A 20,295-nucleotide genomic window follows, 5' to 3' on the forward strand; every position below is an offset into this window, starting at 1 on the left:
ATAAAAGGGGTAAACATGGCTTTCTCACAGATTCGTCGCCAGGTGGTGACGGGAATGATGGCGGTAGCGCTGGTGGCAGGCTTCAGCGTTAAAACGTTTGCGGCAGACGATTTACTGGCGCAGGTTAAAAGCAAAGGCGAACTGCGCGTCGGTCTGGAAGGCACCTATCCTCCTTTCAGTTTTCAGGATGAAAAGGGCAAGCTGACGGGCTTTGAAGTGGAGTTTGCTCAGGATCTGGCCAAACACATGGGGGTTAAAGCCGTCCTGAAGCCGACCAAGTGGGATGGCATGTTAGCGGCGCTGGATTCGAAACGCATCGATGTGGTCATCAATCAGGTGACGATCTCCGATGAGCGTAAAAAGAAATATGATTTCTCTACGCCGTATACCATTTCAGGGGTGCAGGCGCTGACGCTGAAGAAAAACGCGGGCAGCATCACTAAGCCAGAAGACCTTGCTGGGAAGAAAGTCGGTGTGGGCCTGGGGACCAACTACGAGCAGTGGCTGCGCGCGAACGTAAAAGGTGTGGATATCCGCACTTATGATGATGACCCAACCAAATATCAGGATCTGCGTTCTGGTCGCGTTGACGCGATTCTGGTGGATCGCCTGGCGGCTCTGGATCTGGTGAAGAAAACGGGCGATACCATGGCGGTAGCCGGTCCGGCATTCTCGCGTCTGGAAGCGGGCGTTGCGCTGCGCAAGGGTAACGAAGATTTACTGAAGGCAATCGATCAGGCCATTGCGGAAATGCAGAAAGACGGCACACTCAAAAAGCTGTCAGAAAAATGGTTTGGCGCGGACGTTACTAAATAATGCAGGAAAGTTTACAACTGGTGCTGGACTCAGCACCTTTTCTTCTTAAAGGCGCGCTGTTCACGCTGCAGCTCAGTATTGGCGGTATGTTTTTCGGGCTGATACTGGGCTTTTTGCTGGCTCTGATGCGCCTGTCCCGCTTCTGGCCCGTGAACTGGCTGGCGCGTATCTACGTGTCCATCTTTCGTGGCACGCCGCTTATCGCCCAGCTGTTTATGATCTACTACGGTCTGCCGCAGTTTGGCATTGAGCTGGATCCCATTCCCTCGGCGATGATTGGGCTGTCGCTTAACATGGCGGCCTATGCCTCAGAATCGCTGCGCGGCGCGATTGCGGCCATCGAGCGCGGCCAGTGGGAAGCGGCGGCCAGTATCGGCATGACGCCGTGGCAAACGCTGCGTCGGGTTGTTTTACCGCAGGCCGCCCGCACCGCACTCCCGCCTTTGGGTAACAGCTTTATCAGTCTGGTAAAAGATACTTCGCTGGCTGCCACGATCCAGGTTCCGGAACTGTTTCGTCAGGCGCAGTTGATTACCTCTCGCACGTTGGAGGTGTTCACCATGTATCTGGCGGCTTCGCTGATCTATTGGGTGATGGCAACCGTACTGTCAGCATTACAGAACCGACTGGAAGCGCACGTTAACCGTCAGGATCAGGAGGCGAAATGAGTGCTATTGAAGTTCGCCAGTTGGTGAAAAAGTTTAACGGACAAACGGTACTGCACGGCATCGATCTTGATGTCGCCCCGGGCGAAATCGTCGCGATAATCGGCCCCAGCGGCTCAGGTAAAACCACGCTGTTGCGCAGCATCAACCTCCTTGAGGTCCCGGATGCGGGCCGCATTAAAGTGGGTGATATCACCATTGACGCCAGCCTCGGCATGAACAGACAGAAAGAGCGGGTGCGGCTGTTGCGTCAGCAGGTGGGTTTTGTCTTTCAAAACTTCAATTTATTTCCGCATCGTTCGGTGCTGGAAAATATTATTGAAGGTCCGGTGATTGTGAAGCGGGAAGCGAAAGCGGACGCGGTTGCCCGTGCGCGCAGCCTGCTTGAAAAAGTGGGACTCAACGGCAAGGAAGACAGCTACCCACGGCGCCTGTCCGGTGGTCAGCAGCAGCGTGTTGCCATTGCCCGTGCGTTGGCGATGCAGCCAGAAGTCATTTTGTTTGATGAACCGACCTCTGCGCTGGATCCGGAACTGGTGGGTGAAGTACTGAACACCATTCGCGCACTGGCCCAGGAAAAACGCACTATGGTTATCGTGACGCACGAGATGAGCTTTGCCCGTGACGTCGCCGACCGCGCCATTTTTATGGATCAGGGCCGTGTTGTTGAACAGGGCCCTGCTAAGGCACTCTTCAGCGATCCTCAGGAGCCGCGTACCCGGCAGTTTCTCAATAAATTTCTTAATCAATAAACCCGGTGCCGCCAGAAGTTGGCGGCGCTTATTTCGCTGTATCCCGCCTTTTTCCTTCTCAGTTTCTTCCGAAAATTTACATTTAGCATCGGTTTAATTATCTGATTTTAAACGTTAACTGTTATCGCCTCGCGTCCAGAGGTAACAGATTGTAACTTTTAAGAGCCGCCTGATTGAGACCTGCTGTAAAATATTAATAATTCTTCACAAATTCATTGCACGATTGGGAAGAAATAATGAACCAACCCAGGAAGGAAATCCTCTGGATCAATACCCTAAAAGGGGGATGCATTTTACTTGTGGTACTGCATCACTCCATCATTACAACGTTCGCGCCAGCGCTTCACCATTTGACAGCCGGTATCGTACCGGCTAAGGCGTGGGTGGCGTTTAATACCTGGCTTTCCCCCTTACGGATGCCGGCATTTTTCTTTGTATCCGGCCTGCTGGCCAGTAACTCGGTGATCAATAAACGCTGGCAAGCGGTCTTCACTAAAAAGTTCAGCAACATTGTTTACCTTTATCTGCTGTGGGGCGTAATCCAGTGGCTGAGTATCCACTACATTTCAACCCACCTGGGCGAGCGGCTGTCCAGCAGCAAAAACGCCGCCTATGCGGATTCGCCAATGGAGTTCATTAAACTGCTGATGCTGTCGATGACCAGCCTGTGGTACCTGTATGCTCTGGCGGGTTTTTTTCTGGTCACTAAACTTTTCCATCGGCAGAAAATGCTGCTGGTGGCGGCGGCAATAGCGGCAAACTACGCCGCGCAGTTTAGCCTGATCCCCGGATGGGGCCCGGCCAGCGTGGCACAGAACTATCTCTATTTCTTACTGGGCGTATTTTTTAGCGTAACGTTAATCGAACTGAGCGGTTTAAAAGGTCGTCACTGGCTCTGGTTGGGGGCAATCGCCGCGATCGGCATTGCCCATCATCTGGGCGGGATATATAAAAACCCGTTCTACAGCCTGCTGACCATCGTCTTTGGTATTGTGCTGTGCCGTTTTCTTAATGCGCATTTCAATATGGCGTGGCTGAACTATATAGGGCGTAACACGCTGCAGATTTATGTTTTGCACCGTATCTTTATCGAACTGGTGGGGCTGAGCGCCATCTCACTGGCGCTGCACTACGGCTGGTTTGGCAACGCGGGTTTTAGCTGGGCATGGGCGTTGCTGATGCCGTTAACCGGCGTGGCGGTCTGCACGCTCCTGTCTTTGATGGTCTGGTCGCTGCTGAACCGGGGGCCGGGACGGATGCTGTTTATTCATCCACGTTTAATCAGTAAACGGCAGCCAGAAACGCAAGCCTCATCATCCTGACGTACCGGGCCAGCATGCTGGCCCGTTTCGTATCCTTTCTCTGGCGGGCAACGCAGGGAGGGCGCATTTCTCCCCCTGTTAGCCCGTTTTGTCGCGTCAGCTGACAGGGTGAGAAGCTGCAGTCGCCTCTGAGAAGGGACACTTCATGTGAGGCTGCTCTTTGCGTGCCGTGTTATGCCGGGAGACAAATGCCTTTGATGACCAGGTGCTGAATCAGAATAATGGTTTTCGCGTCAATGATGATGCCGGCATCAATCATCGCAAGCGCCTCGTTAATCGGCAGTTCAATGACTTTAATATCTTCACCTTCAGCCGCAAGGCCTCCGCCCTCGTTAATCCGCATTTCGCGGGTAAAAGGGGCGATGAAAAAGTGCAGACGCTCAGTAACGGAACCCGGGCTCATGAATATCTCGCCAATCTTAGTGACCTCATTCAGCTTATATCCGGTCTCTTCTTCGGCTTCGCTTCTTATTGCCTGGATAGGATCCCGCTCATCAAGCAAACCGGCGCAGGCTTCAATCAGTTCATAGTGATGTCCGATCAAAAACGCAGGCAGGCGGAACTGACTGGTAAGGATGACCGTTCTGTCATCGCGGTTGTAGAGCTGAATAGTCGCACCGTGGCCGCGATCCTAAGCCTCACGCGTGAAACGCTGTTGTGTACCATCGGAACGGACCTAGGTCATATCGTATTTGGTCAGGGTGCCCCAGTCATTTGCCAGTATCTGCTGATGGTTAACGGTGGCAGTGGTGGAAACGGGCGTATAATGCGCATGCTTCATACTGAGATTCCATTGGTAAGTAAGTCCTGAAGAGTCATTCAGACACAGCGTGCCGAGTGGACATTGGAAAAATCACCCCTAAACCTAAATGTAAAAATGCACTTTTCACCTGTCAGCGATATTTCCGCAAGGAACACCTAAGCGAATAACGTTTAGCGCTGTTTTATCCTAACCCTGTCTGTTTTAAGGCCCTATTCGAACCTGAAATAAAGATACAGGCGATAATGCAGGGAAAAATTTAGCCGAAAGGGCATATATGACCGAATTGACCTGGCTGTATAAGTCACTCGTGCTAATTAAACACGCATAGTAACGTTACCTTTACTTAAGATGAGTCATCTGACCTAACATAAAGCCAGAAATAAGGTTAAGCAAGGGTTGAGTGTGAAAATTCGCCGGGACGTCATCGTACTGTGTGGCATCGCGCGATGAAACTGTCGCAACGATAAAGTCATCGCACTGGTGGAGCAGGATGCGCGGGGCCCTGGAGCCTTTGCAGCAGGATGCCTGCGTAGCACCGCTCGGCTTTTGCAGCGCACGTTGACGCAACAGCCTTGGGCCAGGGGATAAAATATCTCGCCTGTCCTGTGCGATACATGCCAGCTGACTTAATAAGTGACATGAATATTAACGAGCACCAATACCTGAATATTTCTTATTTATTTAGATAAGAGCGACTTATTTATTCCGCCTTCTGACAATGATTACCTGCGTTGAAATTAAATACGGAATAAATGTCAAAAAACATCCTGTATTGTAAAGTACGGTTTTAAACCCCTTCGGGAAGAGGACTTTAAGACTTTCGCTACATTCAGGCGCGTGAGCATAGGGAATACTTTTCGTATAACGATAACGTCGGCAGTTCGAATGACTTATTTTTACATGGCGCAGCGACGGGAAAAGCCTGATGACGAAAAGTGAAAAAAAAGATATTGCCTGGATTAATACCCTAAAGGGAATCTGTATCCTGCTGGTCGTCCTGTATCACACGGTGTTACCCGGTTTTCAAAGCCAGGTGAAAGACCTGGCCGCAGGTGAATGGGTGGCGGAGATGTGGGTGCAGTTTAATACGTTATTATCGCCGTTGCGCATGCCCGCATTTTTCTTTGTATCGGGCCTGCTGGCTCGTAATGCCATCATTACCCGTCCCTGGAAGCAAATCGCTACCCGCCGCATCACAAATCTTTTTTACCTGTATCTTTTATGGGGCACCATTCAGTGGTGGTATATCGAGGGGATTTCCACGGAAATTACCGGGCAGCGGATTTCACAAAACCTCAATGCGGCCTATTCGGGTACCTTCACCGAGTTTCTAACACTGACATTTCTGGCGATGAGTGGCTCATGGTATTTATACGGACTGGGACTCTATTTTCTGTGTGCCAAACTTTTTCAGCGCTATAAGATGCCGTTGCTTATCGCGGCGGCGGTGCTCAATTACCTGGCGGTTGAAAAAATTATTCCCTACTGGGGTCCACAGAGTCTGGCGCAGTATTTTGTGTTCTTTATGCTGGGAACATTCTGGTGTTCACAGATGCTACGTTTGAGCGAATGGCGACGTGAAAACGGGCTGCTGTGGTTGTTACTGCTGCTGACGGCGGGCCTGCACGCGCTGTTTGATTTGGATAAAAACCTTTTCTTATGTGTGATTGCCATACTCGTTAGCATTGCTGCCTGCCGTCTCCTGAGCCAGGTCAGCAACGTGGCGTGGCTAAACTGGATGGGTCGTCACACCTTACCCATTTACGTTATTCACCGCATCTTCATTGAGTATTTCGGGATGACGGCTATTTTGTTCGCGCAGCGTCACCAGCTGTTTGAACAGGCGTGGTTTTCATGGCTTTGGGCCTGCCTTTATCCACTGGCGATCGTCGCCCTTTGCTCTCTGTGCTCCGTGGTCGTCTGGTCGTTAACAAATCGGGGTATAGGGCGTGCGTTGTTTATCTTTCCGACCCTGATAAAACGGCCTGTCCGTCCGGCGACGTAAGCGCGTTATGCGTTTTACCCTGTGGCGAATCATACAGAAAGAGGAAGCGGCAGAAATACAGAGGAATGCCCCGAACTTCCGGGGCATAGCGCACTTATTTACGTGAGCGTACTACCTGATAGCGGCGCGTGAAATACTCGACCGGCGCGCTCCAGATGTGAACAAGGCGGGTAAACGGAAATACCAGGAAGATCGTCATTCCCAACACTAAGTGAACGCGATAAATCCACTCAACGCCGTCAAGCCATTGCGCGGCGTTACCCTGGAACGTGACTACCGCCTGTGCCCAGCCGACGAGTTTCATCATGCCAAGGCCGTCCATATATCGCCCTATGCTTAGCGCAAAAAAAAGGTTCATGCCTGGGCATGAACCTTCAACGAAAGCGATCGGTCTGAAGGACGTTACCCGATAGTCATCAGGCTGGCATTGCCGCCCGCCGCAGCGGTATTCACGCTGAGCGAACGTTCAATCAGCAGACGTTCCAGTAGCAGATTGGTTTCGCCACGCGCAAAACCCTGCACCGACACGATGGCACCTTCGCGCGCCGCGACCTGTTCGCACAGGCTGCGGAGCTGGTCGGCATCACCGTGATAGATAACGGCGTCAAAATGCGCTGACAGCGGATCTTTCGCCAGCGTAATGCGGCTTTTCACCACTGCCGGTAAGGTGCCCAGCAGTGCGCGGTGCAGCTCATCGTCCTGCCACAGTGCCTGGCTGCCTACGCTGGTGACCGCGGCCAGTTGAATCAGAGCATCCTGCTCGTTATCCGCCAGACAGAGTACCTGCTCACGCGGCAGCAACAGGAAGGTATTGCGTTCGCCTGTTGGGCCAGGCAGCAGGCGTACCGTACCTGCCTGAGCCAGCCCGGCATAATGCTGGCACAGTGAGGACAGCTGAGGCTTATCTTTTGCCCACTCGCTTAATGCCTGATGCGCGGCCAGCAGCAGTTGACGCTGGGCATGGTCGGCCGGGCGCTCAGCATCCTGACGGCTGAGGGTGGTGCTGAGTGCGCTGTCCGGGCGATTCGCCAGCAGGCGATACAGATAAAGCGGGCCACCCGCTTTCGGACCGGTACCAGATAAACCCTCACCGCCGAACGGTTGCACGCCCACCACCGCGCCAACCATGTTGCGGTTAACGTACAGATTGCCCACTTTGGCCGCTGCGGTGACCTGCAGGATGGTTTCGTCAATGCGGGTATGTACGCCTAACGTCAGCCCATAGCCTGAGGCGTTAATCTGTTCGATCAACTGCGGCAGGCCGCTGCGGGTGAAGCGCACAACGTGCAACACCGGACCAAATACCTCCTGCGTCAGATCGCTGACCTTATCCAGTTCAATCAGCGTCGGTTTCACAAAGGTTCCGGTTGCCCACTCTTTGCTGTCCTGTGGATTATCCTGCGCCGTTTGAAACACCTTAAAGCCTTTATTGCGCATGGCCTGAATATGGCGCTCAATGTTGGCTTTGGCCTCTTTATCGATCACCGGGCCGATATCGGTGGACAGGCGCTCCGGATTGCCCATACGGCACTCCGCCATCGCGCCACGCAGCATTTTCAACGTATGTTCTGCGACGTCCTCCTGTACGCACAGCAGGCGCAGCGCAGAGCAGCGTTGGCCCGCGCTGTCAAAGGCCGAGGCGACGATATCGATCACCACCTGTTCTGTCAGGGCGGATGAATCGACAATCATGGCATTCATGCCGCCGGTTTCAGCAATCAGCGGAGTGGGGCGGCCTTGGGGATCCAACCGGCCTGCCAGATTACGTTGTAACAGGGTGGCGACCGCCGTGGAGCCGGTGAACATTACGCCACGAATGCGTTCGTCGCCGGTAAGCTGTGCGCCCACGGTTTCACCGAGGCCCGGCAGCAGTTGCACGACGCCAGCCGGAACACCGGCACTCAGTAAGATCTCGACGGCCTGCGCGGCAATCAGCGGCGTCTGCTCGGCAGGCTTCGCCAGCACGCTGTTTCCGGCCGCCAGCGCAGCGGCAACCTGACCGGTAAAAATGGCCAGCGGAAAGTTCCAGGGGCTGATACAGACCACAGGTCCCAGTGGGCGGTGCGTTTCGTTGTCAAAATCATGGCGCACGATGCCAGCGTAGTAATAGAGGAAGTCCACGGCCTCACGCACTTCGGCAATGGCGTTGCTGTAGGTTTTACCGGCTTCGCGCACCAGAATGCCCAGCAACGGCTGTAGCTGACCTTCCATTAACTGTGCTGCCCGCTCAAGGATGGCCGCGCGTTCCTGCGGCGGAGTGGCAAACCAGATAGGACCGGCATTGACTGCCGCCTCAATGGCCTGGGAAACCTCCTGTTCTGAGGCATGGCGAACCGTGCCGACGACGTCCGACGGCGCGGCAGGGTTCACCACATTCTGGCTTTCTCCGCTACCAGCAGGGCCGTCAATAAGCGGTTGTGCCAGATAAGGCTCACTTGCGCCGCTCAGCAGAGCACTGGACAGGGAAGCAAGGCGGTGCTCGTTAGCCATATCCAGACCCGCAGAGTTAACCCGGTCGCTGCCATATAAGTCTCGCGGCAGCGGGATCTTCGGATGTGGCAGGCCCAGGGTGCCTTCGCTGGCACCCAGTTTTTCAACTTCACTCACCGGATCGGCGACCAGCTCGTCTATCGGCATGGACGTGTCGGCAATACGGTTAACAAAAGAGGTATTCGCACCGTTTTCCAGTAGGCGACGCACCAGGTAAGCCAGCAGGGTTTCGTGTGTACCTACGGGGGCATAGATGCGGCAGGGACGATTGAGCTTGCCGTCTGCCACTTTGCCTACCACCTGATCGTAGAGCGGTTCACCCATGCCATGCAGGCACTGGAACTCATACTGTCCGGGATAATAGTTATTGCCCGCCAGTTGATAGATCGCGGCCAGGGTGTGCGCGTTGTGTGTGGCAAACTGTGGATAGATCAGATTGGGCACCGCCAATAGTTTACGGGCGCAGGCCAGATAAGAAATGTCGGTGTAGACCTTGCGGGTATAAACCGGATAGCCTTCCAGTCCTTCCACCTGGGCGCGTTTGATCTCGCTGTCCCAGTAAGCGCCTTTCACCAGGCGAATCATAAGACGACGACGGCTGCGTTGGGCCAGATCGGTCAGCTCATCAATGACAAACGGGCAACGCTTCATATAAGCCTGAATCACGAAACCTATTCCGTTCCAGCCTTCAAGCTCGGGTTCAAAACACAACCGCTCCAGCATATCGAGAGACAGCTCTAAACGATCGGCCTCTTCCGCATCAATGTTAATGCCGATGTCGTAAGAGCGGGCCAACAGGGTCAGTGACTTCAGAATCGGATACAGCTCATCCATCACCCTATCATACTGTGCGCGGCTGTAGCGCGGATGGAGTGCGGACAGCTTGATAGAAATGCCCGGGCCTTCATAGATGCCCCGACCGTTTGAGGCTTTACCGATGGCGTGAATCGCCTGCTGATAAGAAACCAGATAGGCCCTGGCATCGCTGGCCGTCAGGGCGGCTTCACCCAGCATATCGTAGGAGTAACGGAAGCCTTTTTCTTCAAGCTTGCGGGCGTTGGCTAACGCTTCGGCAATCGTTTCACCGGTCACGAACTGTTCGCCCATCAGGCGCATCGCCATATCCACGCCTTTCCGGATGAGCGGCTCGCCGCTCTTGCCAATAATTCGGTTGAGCGAGCGCGACAGGTTGGCTTCATTGTGCGTTGAGACCAGACGGCCCGTAAACAGTAATCCCCACGTCGCGGCGTTTACAAACAGTGACGGGCTGCGGCCAAGATGTGACTGCCAGTTGCCGTTGCTGATCTTGTCGCGGATCAGCGCATCGCGGGTGGGCTTATCAGGGATACGCAACAAGGCTTCAGCCAGGCACATTAAAGCCACACCTTCCTGAGAGGAGAGTGAAAACTCCTGCAGCAGGCTTTGCACCATGCCGGCACGCCCGGTCGCCCCTTTTTGGTGCCTCAGCTTATCGGCCAGCTGATGCGCCAGCTGCTGCGTTTTCTCTGCCAGTGGGGCGGGAAGGCGCGCTTGCTCAAGCAACATGGGAACCGCATCCGTTTCAGGCCGACGCCAGGCGGCTGTCACCGCAGAGCGGGCAACCGACTGAGGTAAAATGTTTTCGGCGAATTCAAGGAAGGGCTGAACCATCTCTTCCGGGGCAAGCTCATCGGACGCTGAGTCGTTAAGCTGCAGAGGGATCTCATCCACCGTTTCACCCGCATCTAACTGGGTCAGATAATTAAAGATCGCCTGTTTAATCAGCCAGTGTGGCGTGCGATCGAGTTTCTGCGCCGCCAGTTTAATACGGTTGCGGGTGGCTTCATCCAGCTTCACCCCCATGGTTGTTGTTCCCATTATTTTCTCTTCCTTAAAACGGTTTTGATCAAGGCATGGGCTGCACTATTACCCATGTTGCAACTTTGTGCAACCAGGTTAAATGTGACCTCGGCTGCACACTTGGAAACCCCTTTTTTAATTAACATTTCAAAGCGGCACAAATCTTGCTGCAAGAAACTCGCCAACGTTGCAACCCCCTTCAATTTCAAGGGTGAAATTATTGCAAAGGTGCAACTTTATTGTGAGCGGGCGCAACCTGTGAGTATTAAGAAGGGATTAAGAGGTGAAACTGATGTGACGGATGTGTTAAATGCATTGTGTGCGCCGTGCCTTTACGGCAGGATACCGCGCCTTAAGGGAAATCGCCTTCTCTTGATGCGGTAACAGCCTGACGCCTTCACGTTCCGAAGGGGGCAGGGAAAAGATTTCTCTCAAGAGATCGGATAATAACGGAGAAACAAATGACAGTAAGTACGCCAATGTTGGTGACCTTTTTAATTTATATCCTTGGGATGGTGCTTATCGGTTTTATTGCCTGGCGCTCAACGAAAAACTTCGACGACTATATTCTGGGCGGACGCAGCCTGGGCAGTGTCGTGACTGCGTTGTCCGCCGGAGCCTCCGATATGAGTGGATGGTTGCTAATGGGATTACCGGGCGCCATTTTTCTTTCCGGTATCTCTGAAAGCTGGATCGCCATTGGCCTGATTATTGGTGCATGGCTTAACTGGAAGATTGTCGCGGGGCGCTTACGGGTTCAGACGGAACATCACGATAACGCCCTGACGCTGCCTGACTTCTTTACCAGCCGCTTTGAAGATCGCAGCAAAATCTTACGGGTCATTTCTGCCGTGGTGATTCTGGTATTTTTCACCATCTACTGCGCATCAGGCGTGGTAGCGGGCGCGCGTCTGTTTGAAAGCACCTTTGGTATGGATTACACCACCGCCCTCTGGGCCGGGGCCGCCGCCACCATTCTGTATACCCTGGTGGGGGGATTCCTGGCGGTGAGCTGGACGGATACCGTTCAGGCCAGCCTGATGATCTTCGCGCTGATTCTGACGCCAGTCATCGTGGTGATCGCCGTAGGTGGCTGGAGCGATTCGATGGCGGTGATTGAGGCCAAAAACGCTGAAAACGTGGATATGTTTAAAGGCCTGAATTTCGTGGCCGTGCTGTCACTGCTGGGCTGGGGCCTGGGCTATTTCGGTCAGCCTCATATCCTGGCACGTTTTATGGCGGCGGATTCACATCGTTCCATTCGTACCGCGCGCCGTATCGGCATGGCGTGGATGATTCTCTGTCTGGCGGGCGCGGTGGCCGTGGGCTTCTTTGGAATCGCCTATTTCCACAATAATCCTTCTCTGGCTGCGGGCGTTTCACAGAATGGAGAGCGCGTTTTTATTGAGCTGGCACGTATTCTGTTTAATCCGTGGATTGCCGGTATTTTACTGTCTGCCATTCTGGCGGCGGTCATGTCCACGCTCAGCTGCCAGCTGCTGGTCTGCTCCAGTGCGCTGACGGAAGATTTGTACAAAGGCTTTTTACGCAAGAATGCCAGCCAGAAAGAACTGGTTTGGGTAGGGCGCCTCATGGTGCTGCTGGTGGCATTAGTGGCTATTGCGCTGGCGTCGAATCCCGAAAACCGGGTGTTAGGCCTGGTCAGCTATGCATGGGCCGGTTTTGGCGCCGCATTTGGACCGGTAGTCCTGTTTGGCGTGTGCTGGAAACGCATGAACCGCAATGGTGCGCTGGCGGGAATGATTGTCGGTGCGGTCACGGTACTGGTATGGAAACAGTATGGCTGGCTCGGCCTGTATGAAATCATTCCGGGCTTTATTTTTGCCAGTATTGCCATTGTGGTCTTCAGCCTGGCTGGCCGGGCACCTTCTGCAGCCGCCATTGAACGCTTCGATGCTGCCGAGGCAGAATTCCAGACTAAATAAGGCGTGAACGTATTGAAAAGCCTGCCCTGCTAAGGGCGGGCTTTTTTTTGGCCTGCGTCTGGCACAGACAGTTACGAAATTATTTCACGGGGGAACTTGTTTTTTTCTGAGTGGTAATGATAATCGGTATCGTTCGTTTTTACGTAAATTTACGTCCCATTGACGCTGCTTAACATTCAAGAGGTCGGCAATGTTTGTTCCCTTTCTCATCATGCTGCGTGAAGGCCTGGAGGCAGCGCTCATCGTGAGCCTTATTGCCAGCTACCTGAAAAGGACGCAGCGCACCCAATGGTTTCCAGCGATGTGGGCGGGCGTGTTTATTGCCGCCGCGCTTTGCCTTGCGCTGGGTATCTTTATCAACCAGACCACGGGTGAGTTTCCGCAGAAGCAGCAAGAGCTGTTTGAAGGCATTGTGGCGGTGATTGCTGTCGTGATCCTGACCTCAATGGTGTTCTGGATGCGCCGCGTCGCGCGCAATATCAAACTGGAGCTGGAGCAGGCGGTCGATCAGGCTTTACAGAAATCAGCCGGGGGCGGCCTGGCCCTGGTCCTGATGGTGTTTCTTGCCGTCGCTCGCGAAGGGCTGGAGTCAGTGTTCTTTTTACTGGCCGCCTTCACTCAGGACGTCGGTTATGCGCCGCCGCTGGGTGCCGTGCTTGGCCTGGCCACGGCCGTTGTGCTGGGCATGTTGATCTACTGGGGCGGGGTGCGTCTGAATATGGCGCACTTTTTCCGCTGGACCAGCCTTTTTATTCTTCTGGTGGCCGCGGGGCTGGCAGCTGGCGCCATCCGCGCTTTTCATGAAGCCGGGCTGTGGAACCATTTTCAGCAGGTGGCGTTTGATATGAGTAACACCTTATCGACCCATTCACTGTTTGGCACGCTGCTTGAAGGCATTCTGGGTTATCAGGAAGCCCCCAGCGTGAGTGAAGTGGCCGTCTGGCTGCTTTATTTGATTCCGGCATTATTTCTGTTTGTTATGCCTGCACGTGCTGGAACCTCAGCTGCTACGCGCTAGGGCGTTTACCGGGCGCGTCAGGCGCGCCTCTGACTGAATAGGGAAAAATATGAAGAAGCGTTTTTGTCGTCACGCGGTGCTGGCTTCGCTGCTGGCGGTTTCCGGCTCCACCCTGGCTGCGGCCATTCCACAGGTAAGCGTCAGTGTGACTGACACACAGTGCGAGCCGATGTCGCTCACGGTTCAGGCGGGAAAGACTCAGTTTCTGATCAAAAACAACAGCCAAAAGGCGCTGGAATGGGAAATCCTGAAAGGGGTGATGGTGGTTGAGGAGCGTGAAAATATTGCGCCCGGCTTCAGTCAAAAACTGACCGCCAACCTCGAAGCGGGCGAATATGAAATGACCTGCGGCCTGCTGACAAACCCCAAAGGCAAGCTGATTGTTCAGGGCGGCGCGGGCAAAAACGTGCAGAAAGGTAAAACAGAACTGATGCAGCTGGCGGGTCCAATCAACGCCTACAAAGCCTACGTGACGGCCGAAGTTGACCAATTGGTGGCGGGAACCCAGGCCTTTACGGATGCGGTGAAAGCCGGAGATATCGAAAAAGCCAAAGCGCTGTTTGCCCCCACGCGCCAGCATTACGAACGTATAGAACCGATAGCTGAGCTGTTCTCAGATCTGGATGGTCGCATTGACGCCCGTGAAGATGATTATGAGAAAAAGGCTGAAGACCCGAAATTCACCGGTTTTCACCGGCTTGAAAAAGCATTGTTTGCCGATAATAGCACCAAAGATATGGTGGGCTATGCCGAGCAGTTAAACAACGACGTGCGCGACTTACAGAAACGCGTTAGCGAGCTGGCGTTCCCACCGACCAAGGTCGTGGGCGGCGCCGCAGGGCTGATCGAAGAAGTGGCTTCCAGTAAAATCTCCGGCGAAGAAGACCGTTACAGCCGTACCGACCTGTGGGATTTCCGGGCGAACGTGGATGGCGCGCAAAAAATTGTCGAGCTGTTGCGGCCCGTCCTGAAGCAGGCAAATCCAGCGCTTCTGGCAAAAGTGGATGCCAACTTCGCGAAAGTTGACGCGATTCTGGATAAATACCGCAGCGGTCAGGGTTATGAATCTTATGAAAAACTAACGCCAGCCGATCGAACCGCGCTGAAAGGGCCGATTACTGCTCTGGCGGAAGATCTTTCTCTGCTGCGTGGCACCCTAGGCCTGGATTGATGATGGATAAGGATAAGGCGTTAAGCCAGCCATCGCGCCGCCGTTTATTGAAAGGTCTGGGGATGTTGGGCGGCGCGGCGGCCGTCAGCGGTGGGTGTCCGTTTCATGCCGCCGCCGCCGAAAACCCGGACAGCTTTTCGCCCGGCACGGTAACGCCCAATGCGCGTCAGCAAGTGCAGCCCTTTTATGGCGTGCATCAATCCGGCATTACGACGCCACAGCAGGCGTCTATGATGCTGGTCGCGTTCGATGTGCTGACCCGTGATAAGCAGGAACTGCAGCGTTTATTCAAACTGCTTACCCAGCGCATCGCGTTTCTGACCCGGGGCGGGATGGCGCCCGCTGTGACCAACCCACAGCTGCCGCCGCTGGATTCAGGCATTCTGGGCGCCGAGATTGCCCCGGACAACCTGACGATGACGGTTTCCGTTGGTCATTCCCTGTTTGATTCGCGCTTTGGTCTGGCGGCGCTTAAGCCGGCCAAACTGCAGGCCATGAGCCGTTTCCCTAACGACTCTCTGGATGCAAATCAGTGCCACGGCGATCTGCTGTTGCAAATCTGTGCTAACACGCAGGACACGGTGATTCATGCACTCCGTGATGTGGTGAAACATACGCCTGATTTGCTCGGCATTCGCTGGCGACGGGAAGGTTTTATTTCCGATCATGCCGCGCGTAGCGCGGGAAAAGAAACGCCCATTAATCTGCTGGGTTTTAAAGACGGTACGGCCAACCCCGATACGCATAACATGGCGTTGATGGATAAGCTGCTGTGGGTAACGGAAGATCAGGCGGAACCCGCGTGGGCCCGCCACGGCAGCTATCAGGCAGTCAGGTTGATCCGTTTTCATGTGGAAATGTGGGATCGCACGCCATTGGGTGAGCAACAAACGATCTTTGGTCGCGAGAAATTAAGCGGCGCACCACTGGGCATGAAGAACGAGCACGACGTGCCGGATTATCGCCAGGATCCTGATGGCGATGTCATTGCGTTGGATGCGCATATCCGGCTGGCGAACCCGCGCACGCCTGAGACCGAAAGCAGCCTGATGCTGCGCCGGGGCTACAGTTATTCGGCGGGTATTTCAGCGTCAGGCCAGTTAGAAATGGGCTTGCTGTTTGTTTGTTATCAACATGATTTAGAATTGGGTTTTCTGACCGTACAAAATCGTCTGAATGGTGAAGCGCTGGAAGAGTATATACGTCCCTTTGGCGGTGGATACTTTTTTGTATTACCTGGCGTTATCAATGAAAATCATTATTTGGGCCAGTCCTTACTTGAAAGCTGATTAAATTTTAATCACGGCATTCTGTGCCTGACCGCCCAGCGTGCCGTATTTCTGTCTCTGGATTTTTATCCCCCGCCTGTGTTTTCGCGCTCCGTTTTAAACCGTTGATGCCGCATTAAAAAATAAACTAACTCTCTGTAATACATGCGTAATTTAATTTAAGTAAGGTTAGCGTTAACGCATGGTTGAATATTTATTTTTCAATAAAGTGAAAATACTGTTGCAAAATACCAATAAGATGGTTCACTTTACTATGAAAGCGTAATCGGGCGTGTTGATGTCTCACACTGGAGTTCGCGCATGGATAGATGTTTTTACAGCCGTTCAGCAGTAAAAAATATCGCATTTACCCGTGAGGAGGTTCCTTCCTCAACCGCTTTTACACCTCAATGTGTTTTCTCTTTTCAACCTCACTCCTTTTTTACCGGTATACGGCCAGGCTGTTTTGCTGCCGGATATCAATCGTCATGGCCTGTCACGGCTCTAAAGGAAGCCAACTGAAACCTCTAAAGCGTTCACGTAATCGCATCGGGCTTGTTGCCTGAGCGGGAAATGAAACCAACTGTAAGGTGCCACTATGGGAAGACAGAAAGCAGTGATCAAAGCGCGTCGAGAAGCAAGACGAGTGCTTCGCAATGACTCCCGCAGTCATCGTCAGCGTGAAGAAGAATCGGTCACTTCGCTGGTGCAAATGGGTGGGCTGGACTCGATTGGCATGGCGCGCGATGTGCGCGATCGTGCTCCGATTGAAGCCCGCAATGAAGCTCAGGCGCACTATCTCAACGCCATAGAATCAAAACAGCTTATCTTCGCGACCGGCGAGGCAGGCTGCGGCAAAACCTGGATTAGTGCTGCGAAAGCGGCAGAGGCCCTGATTCATAAGGATATCGACAGGATTATCGTTACGCGCCCGGTGCTGCAGGCGGATGAAGATCTGGGATTCCTTCCCGGGGATATCTCAGAAAAATTCGCCCCGTATTTCCGCCCGGTTTACGACATTCTGGTTAAACGTCTTGGCGCATCCTTTATGCAATATTGTCTGCGTCCCGAAATTGGCAAAGTCGAAATCGCGCCCTTTGCTTATATGCGCGGTCGTACCTTTGAAAATGCAGTGGTGATTCTCGATGAAGCGCAGAACGTTACCGCTGCGCAAATGAAAATGTTTCTGACCCGCCTTGGCGAAAACGTCACGGTGATTGTTAACGGCGATATAACCCAGTGCGATTTGCCCGCTGGGGTGCCTTCTGGTCTTGCGGACGCGCTGGCGCGTTTTGAAGAGGACGAGATGGTGGGCATAGTCCGTTTCGGCAAAGAGGATTGCGTGCGTTCCGCGCTGTGTCAGCGCACTTTGCATGCTTACAGCTAGCGTTCGATTGAGTCATGTAGCGACCAAAACCCGGCTTCGGCCGGGTTTTTTATTTCCGTTATGGGGCGCTATTCGCCGCTGCCGATTTGCCAGATAAAGGTAGGATCGCGCCCGTTAACTTCCCAGTCGCCCACGTTACGGCTTTTATAGATCACCGGATTGTGCGAGCCAATTGTTCGGGCATTGCGCCAGTGACGGTCCAGCGCTTTACTCACTCGCGTATCTGACGCGCCAAGCGCGTTAAACAGCTCACTGGCCGCACGCGTCACCCAATCCACGGCCACGACCTGCGCCTTCGCAGCCTCCACTTCTGCCCGGACGTTGGCGGCATGAATCTGCGTTTCATCTTGTCCCTGAACGTGCGTATCAAAAGCCTGTTGCAGCGCGTGCGTGGCCCGCTGCACGGCGGCATCGGTTGCCCATATCCAACTGCTGATCTGTCCCACCACCTGTAAGACCTGCACGTCCTGGCTGACCTGACGGGCATTACCGTGGCTGTAGATTCGTTTTCGGTTTGCTACGCCCTGTGACACGTCCCGCACGATAGCCCGGCCGATCCCGGCCAGCGTCGCCAGTAAGACATGCTGATAGAAGGCGGTTTGATATCGGAAGCGCTCGCTGAAATCATAGACATGGGCAGGTTCCACAACGGCCTGACGAAAACGCGTGGTTCCGCTACCGGTAAGACGTTGACCAAATCCGTCCCAGTCATCCTCTCGCACTACCGCATCCTGATGCGTACTGACAACCGCAATGACATCGCGATGATTGTCTGTACGCTTAGCGTAGACATCAATCCAGTCGGCATACAGCGTGCCGGTGCTGTAAAATTTTTCGCCCTCAAGCAGCCAGCCGTTAGCGGCGGGCGACACCTGCGTATTCACGTCTCCTAATCGAACGCTGCCTGTTTCACTCCAGCCGCTCCCGACAATATCACCGTCGATAAATCGATTAAACCAGCGCTGGCGCGCCTCACTGTCGGGCTGGTTAAGACGATCCTCGACAAAGGCCATGTGCGCGCGCAGCGCCTGAGGCAGGTTAGAATCCGCTTCTGCCAGCTCGGTCAGTAAGCGGAACAGCTGTGGCAGCGAGGCACCCAATCCGCCGTTTGCTTGTGGAATACGCAGCGTGCCAAAACCCGCCGCCTTCAGCCAGCGCACCGGCTCGTGAAGCAGGGTACGATTCTGTTCGCGATCGGCAGCGCCTTCGGCGATGCGGGCAAATATGGGGCGGAAACGCGCCGCCAGTGAGGTGTAATCGGGTTCAGACATGGTGTTCTCCGTGTGTTGACTCGTCATCAATATCGTGACGAGTGGGTTCAAACCGGACGACTAACAGGAAAATGATGGGAATAAGGGCGGCCAGTGACACGATCCAGAACATATTGGTGCCATAAGCCGCCTGCAAGATGGGCAGAATGAACAGCGCCAGCGCGCTCCCGATGCCCGAGACGGAACGACTAAAACCGACGCCGGTGGCCCGAATATGCGTGGGATAGGAGAGGGCGGGATAGATCATTAACTGCGCGCCTGGCCCAAAACCCTCAGCAAACAACCACAGCCCCAGCAGTAAAATGGCGAACACGACGCCGTAGGTTGCAACAGGATGGCCGATCAGAGCCAGTGAGATCAGCGCAATAAACTGCAGGGCAAATCCGGCAATCGCAACATGGCGTGACGGAAATCGCCAGGCCAGACGCATGCCAAGCAGGCCGCCGGTAAAGGCGAACAGCGCGTTTAGTCCTAGCGAAGCGGAGATCGTTTCAAAGACGCCCGCCCCCAGAAACTGCGCCAGGATAGAGGGCAGGAAAAAGGCGATCGCCGTATATTCGAATGAAATACAGGCGTTCATTACCGCCGCTACAACGGTGCGCTCCCGGTAAGGTTTTTGAAACAAGACGCGAAAACTGACCGCCGGGGCAACGGGGTTGGCCGCCGGCTCAGCGCGCTTATCTTCGTGCGCGTGGATGCCGTACGAATCGCGCAGGATTCGCACTGCGCCGCTTAAATCCCCCTGGTTTGCGGCCCACAGCGGAGACTCATTCATAAACCTGCTGCGCACGGCGATGATGAGCAGGGCAGGCACTGCGCCAAACAGTAATGAAGCGCGCCACAGCCAGTCGAGGTGCTCTGCAGGCAGCAGAAAGTAAAGGCCAAAAATAATCAGAAAGCATACCGAAGACGCGGCATACCACATGGGGCACCAGGCGGCGAGCCGCGACGCTTTATTCCCTTTTCCAGAGAATTTCGAAAATTCGGCCAGATAGGCCATCGCGACAGGCAAATCAATGCCCACACCAACGCCCATCAAAAAGCGCGCGCCAATCAGTACCCAGACGTTCGGCGCGAGGCCGGCCGCAATAGCGGACACCACAAAAAAAAGCATGTCCGCCATAAAGACGGAATAGCGGCCATATTTATCCGTCAGCCAGCCCCCGACCAGATTACCGACAAGGGTGCCAATCATAATGGATGAGGTGACCAGCCCGGTTAATGTGGGCGTTAAGCTGAATGTTTTCACGACATCATCAATGCCGTAAGACAGGGTGGTCAGGTCGTAGGCATCCAGAAATACGCCGCCCAACGCCAGAAACACGATCCAGCGCGCGTAGCTGTTTTTCTCACTTTGCGTATTAATCAACTTTGCAACGTCACTGACGGAGCGAATGGGTGTTGAGTGAGGCAAGGGGATCGCGGCATCGTCATCGATATTTAGTGTGCTCATTTTATCCTCGTTATTGTCTGTACAGGTGACGCCTTTATATGCAGGAATCGCGATGTAAACAAACAACAAAAAGTGATAACTATTACTTTAATTTCAATAAGTTAATTTGATTTTTTTAGGCAGGAAAAA

The 20,295-nt window shown here is 54.0% G+C and carries 13 protein-coding genes and 2 pseudogenes; 10 read left to right on the forward strand and 5 right to left on the reverse strand.

Annotation, left to right across the window (positions count from 1 at the left end):
• The first annotated feature begins 15 nt into the window (after positions 1-15).
• From tcyJ to GKC68_RS09280, 4 genes are all read left to right on the forward strand, one after another.
• Positions 16-816: a cystine ABC transporter substrate-binding protein gene (gene tcyJ, locus GKC68_RS09265; RefSeq protein WP_014605583.1), complete on the forward strand. Its 801-nt coding sequence runs from the start codon at positions 16-18 to the stop codon at positions 814-816.
• On the forward strand, positions 816-1,484 hold the full coding sequence (tcyL, locus tag GKC68_RS09270) for a cystine ABC transporter permease (protein ID WP_013026136.1): 669 nt from the start codon (positions 816-818) through the stop codon (positions 1,482-1,484). The genes tcyJ and tcyL overlap by 1 nt, the downstream gene beginning before the upstream one ends.
• Positions 1,481-2,233: an L-cystine ABC transporter ATP-binding protein TcyN gene (tcyN, locus tag GKC68_RS09275; RefSeq protein ID WP_013026135.1), complete on the forward strand. Its 753-nt coding sequence runs from the start codon at positions 1,481-1,483 to the stop codon at positions 2,231-2,233. Before tcyL ends, tcyN begins: the two co-directional genes overlap by 4 nt.
• Positions 2,234-2,469: 236 nt before the next feature.
• Positions 2,470-3,555, forward strand: a complete 1,086-nt coding sequence (locus tag GKC68_RS09280) for an acyltransferase family protein (RefSeq protein WP_342656776.1) — start codon at positions 2,470-2,472, stop codon at positions 3,553-3,555.
• 172 nt (positions 3,556-3,727) lie between these two features.
• Here the strand turns inward: GKC68_RS09280 and GKC68_RS09285 are convergent.
• Positions 3,728-4,336: pseudogene (locus GKC68_RS09285) on the reverse strand (NUDIX domain-containing protein).
• Positions 4,337-5,243: 907 nt separating this feature from the next.
• On the opposite strand from GKC68_RS09285, the gene GKC68_RS09290 reads away from it, so the two are divergent.
• A complete protein-coding gene (locus GKC68_RS09290) occupies positions 5,244-6,323 on the forward strand; it encodes an acyltransferase family protein (RefSeq protein ID WP_342656777.1) in 1,080 nt (359 codons plus the stop codon).
• Between the two features lie 94 nt (positions 6,324-6,417).
• On the opposite strand, the pseudogene narI reads toward GKC68_RS09290, so the two are convergent.
• Positions 6,418-6,651 (reverse strand): annotated as a pseudogene (narI, locus tag GKC68_RS09295) (respiratory nitrate reductase subunit gamma); the annotation flags it as partial.
• Between the two features lie 74 nt (positions 6,652-6,725).
• On the reverse strand, positions 6,726-10,670 hold the full coding sequence (gene putA, locus GKC68_RS09300) for a trifunctional transcriptional regulator/proline dehydrogenase/L-glutamate gamma-semialdehyde dehydrogenase (RefSeq protein WP_342656778.1): 3,945 nt from the start codon (positions 10,668-10,670) through the stop codon (positions 6,726-6,728).
• A 443-nt stretch (positions 10,671-11,113) separates the two neighbouring features.
• Between putA and putP the strand changes: the two genes are divergently transcribed.
• The 5 genes from putP (at position 11,114) to phoH (ending at position 17,442) form a co-directional block, all read left to right on the forward strand.
• Positions 11,114-12,598 carry a sodium/proline symporter PutP gene (gene putP / locus GKC68_RS09305; RefSeq protein ID WP_089527989.1) on the forward strand — a complete coding sequence of 495 codons (1,485 nt, stop codon included), beginning with the start codon at positions 11,114-11,116 and terminating at the stop codon, positions 12,596-12,598.
• Between the two features lie 190 nt (positions 12,599-12,788).
• Complete coding sequence (gene efeU, locus GKC68_RS09310) at positions 12,789-13,616, forward strand: iron uptake transporter permease EfeU (protein WP_028723369.1); 828 nt, start codon at positions 12,789-12,791, stop codon at positions 13,614-13,616.
• A gap of 49 nt (positions 13,617-13,665) precedes the next feature.
• A complete protein-coding gene (gene efeO, locus GKC68_RS09315) occupies positions 13,666-14,787 on the forward strand; it encodes an iron uptake system protein EfeO (RefSeq protein WP_089527987.1) in 1,122 nt (373 codons plus the stop codon).
• Positions 14,787-16,076 carry an iron uptake transporter deferrochelatase/peroxidase subunit gene (gene efeB / locus GKC68_RS09320; RefSeq protein ID WP_110957364.1) on the forward strand — a complete coding sequence of 430 codons (1,290 nt, stop codon included), beginning with the start codon at positions 14,787-14,789 and terminating at the stop codon, positions 16,074-16,076. Before efeO ends, efeB begins: the two co-directional genes overlap by 1 nt.
• Before the next feature lie 577 nt (positions 16,077-16,653).
• Positions 16,654-17,442, forward strand: a complete 789-nt coding sequence (phoH, locus tag GKC68_RS09325; RefSeq protein ID WP_013026125.1) for a phosphate starvation-inducible protein PhoH — start codon at positions 16,654-16,656, stop codon at positions 17,440-17,442.
• A 68-nt stretch (positions 17,443-17,510) separates the two neighbouring features.
• On the opposite strand, the gene GKC68_RS09330 is transcribed toward phoH, so the two are convergent.
• Positions 17,511-18,713: an acyl-CoA dehydrogenase family protein gene (locus tag GKC68_RS09330; RefSeq protein WP_028723372.1), complete on the reverse strand. Its 1,203-nt coding sequence runs from the start codon at positions 18,711-18,713 to the stop codon at positions 17,511-17,513.
• Positions 18,706-20,166, reverse strand: coding sequence for an MFS transporter (locus tag GKC68_RS09335; protein ID WP_028723373.1), 1,461 nt, complete (start codon positions 20,164-20,166; stop codon positions 18,706-18,708). Before GKC68_RS09335 ends, GKC68_RS09330 begins: the two co-directional genes overlap by 8 nt.
• Between the last annotated feature and the right edge of the window lie 129 nt (positions 20,167-20,295).

This window comes from Pantoea sp. RSPAM1 (assembly GCF_038816185.1).
Lineage (GTDB): Bacteria > Pseudomonadota > Gammaproteobacteria > Enterobacterales > Enterobacteriaceae > Pantoea > Pantoea ananatis.

Bases quoted from the DNA above. Each gene is read 5' to 3' on its own strand.
- tcyJ (WP_014605583.1), top strand. From the start codon at position 16: ATGGCTTTCTCACAGATTCGTCGCCAGGTGGTGACGGGAATGATGGCG.
- tcyL (WP_013026136.1), top strand. From the start codon at position 816: ATGCAGGAAAGTTTACAACTGGTGCTGGACTCAGCACCTTTTCTTCTT.
- tcyN (WP_013026135.1), top strand. From the start codon at position 1,481: ATGAGTGCTATTGAAGTTCGCCAGTTGGTGAAAAAGTTTAACGGACAA.
- GKC68_RS09280 (WP_342656776.1), top strand. From the start codon at position 2,470: ATGAACCAACCCAGGAAGGAAATCCTCTGGATCAATACCCTAAAAGGG.
- GKC68_RS09290 (WP_342656777.1), top strand. From the start codon at position 5,244: ATGACGAAAAGTGAAAAAAAAGATATTGCCTGGATTAATACCCTAAAG.
- putA (WP_342656778.1), bottom strand. From the start codon at position 10,670: ATGGGAACAACAACCATGGGGGTGAAGCTGGATGAAGCCACCCGCAAC.
- putP (WP_089527989.1), top strand. From the start codon at position 11,114: ATGACAGTAAGTACGCCAATGTTGGTGACCTTTTTAATTTATATCCTT.
- efeU (WP_028723369.1), top strand. From the start codon at position 12,789: ATGTTTGTTCCCTTTCTCATCATGCTGCGTGAAGGCCTGGAGGCAGCG.
- efeO (WP_089527987.1), top strand. From the start codon at position 13,666: ATGAAGAAGCGTTTTTGTCGTCACGCGGTGCTGGCTTCGCTGCTGGCG.
- efeB (WP_110957364.1), top strand. From the start codon at position 14,787: ATGATGGATAAGGATAAGGCGTTAAGCCAGCCATCGCGCCGCCGTTTA.
- phoH (WP_013026125.1), top strand. From the start codon at position 16,654: ATGGGAAGACAGAAAGCAGTGATCAAAGCGCGTCGAGAAGCAAGACGA.
- GKC68_RS09330 (WP_028723372.1), bottom strand. From the start codon at position 18,713: ATGTCTGAACCCGATTACACCTCACTGGCGGCGCGTTTCCGCCCCATA.
- GKC68_RS09335 (WP_028723373.1), bottom strand. From the start codon at position 20,166: ATGAGCACACTAAATATCGATGACGATGCCGCGATCCCCTTGCCTCAC.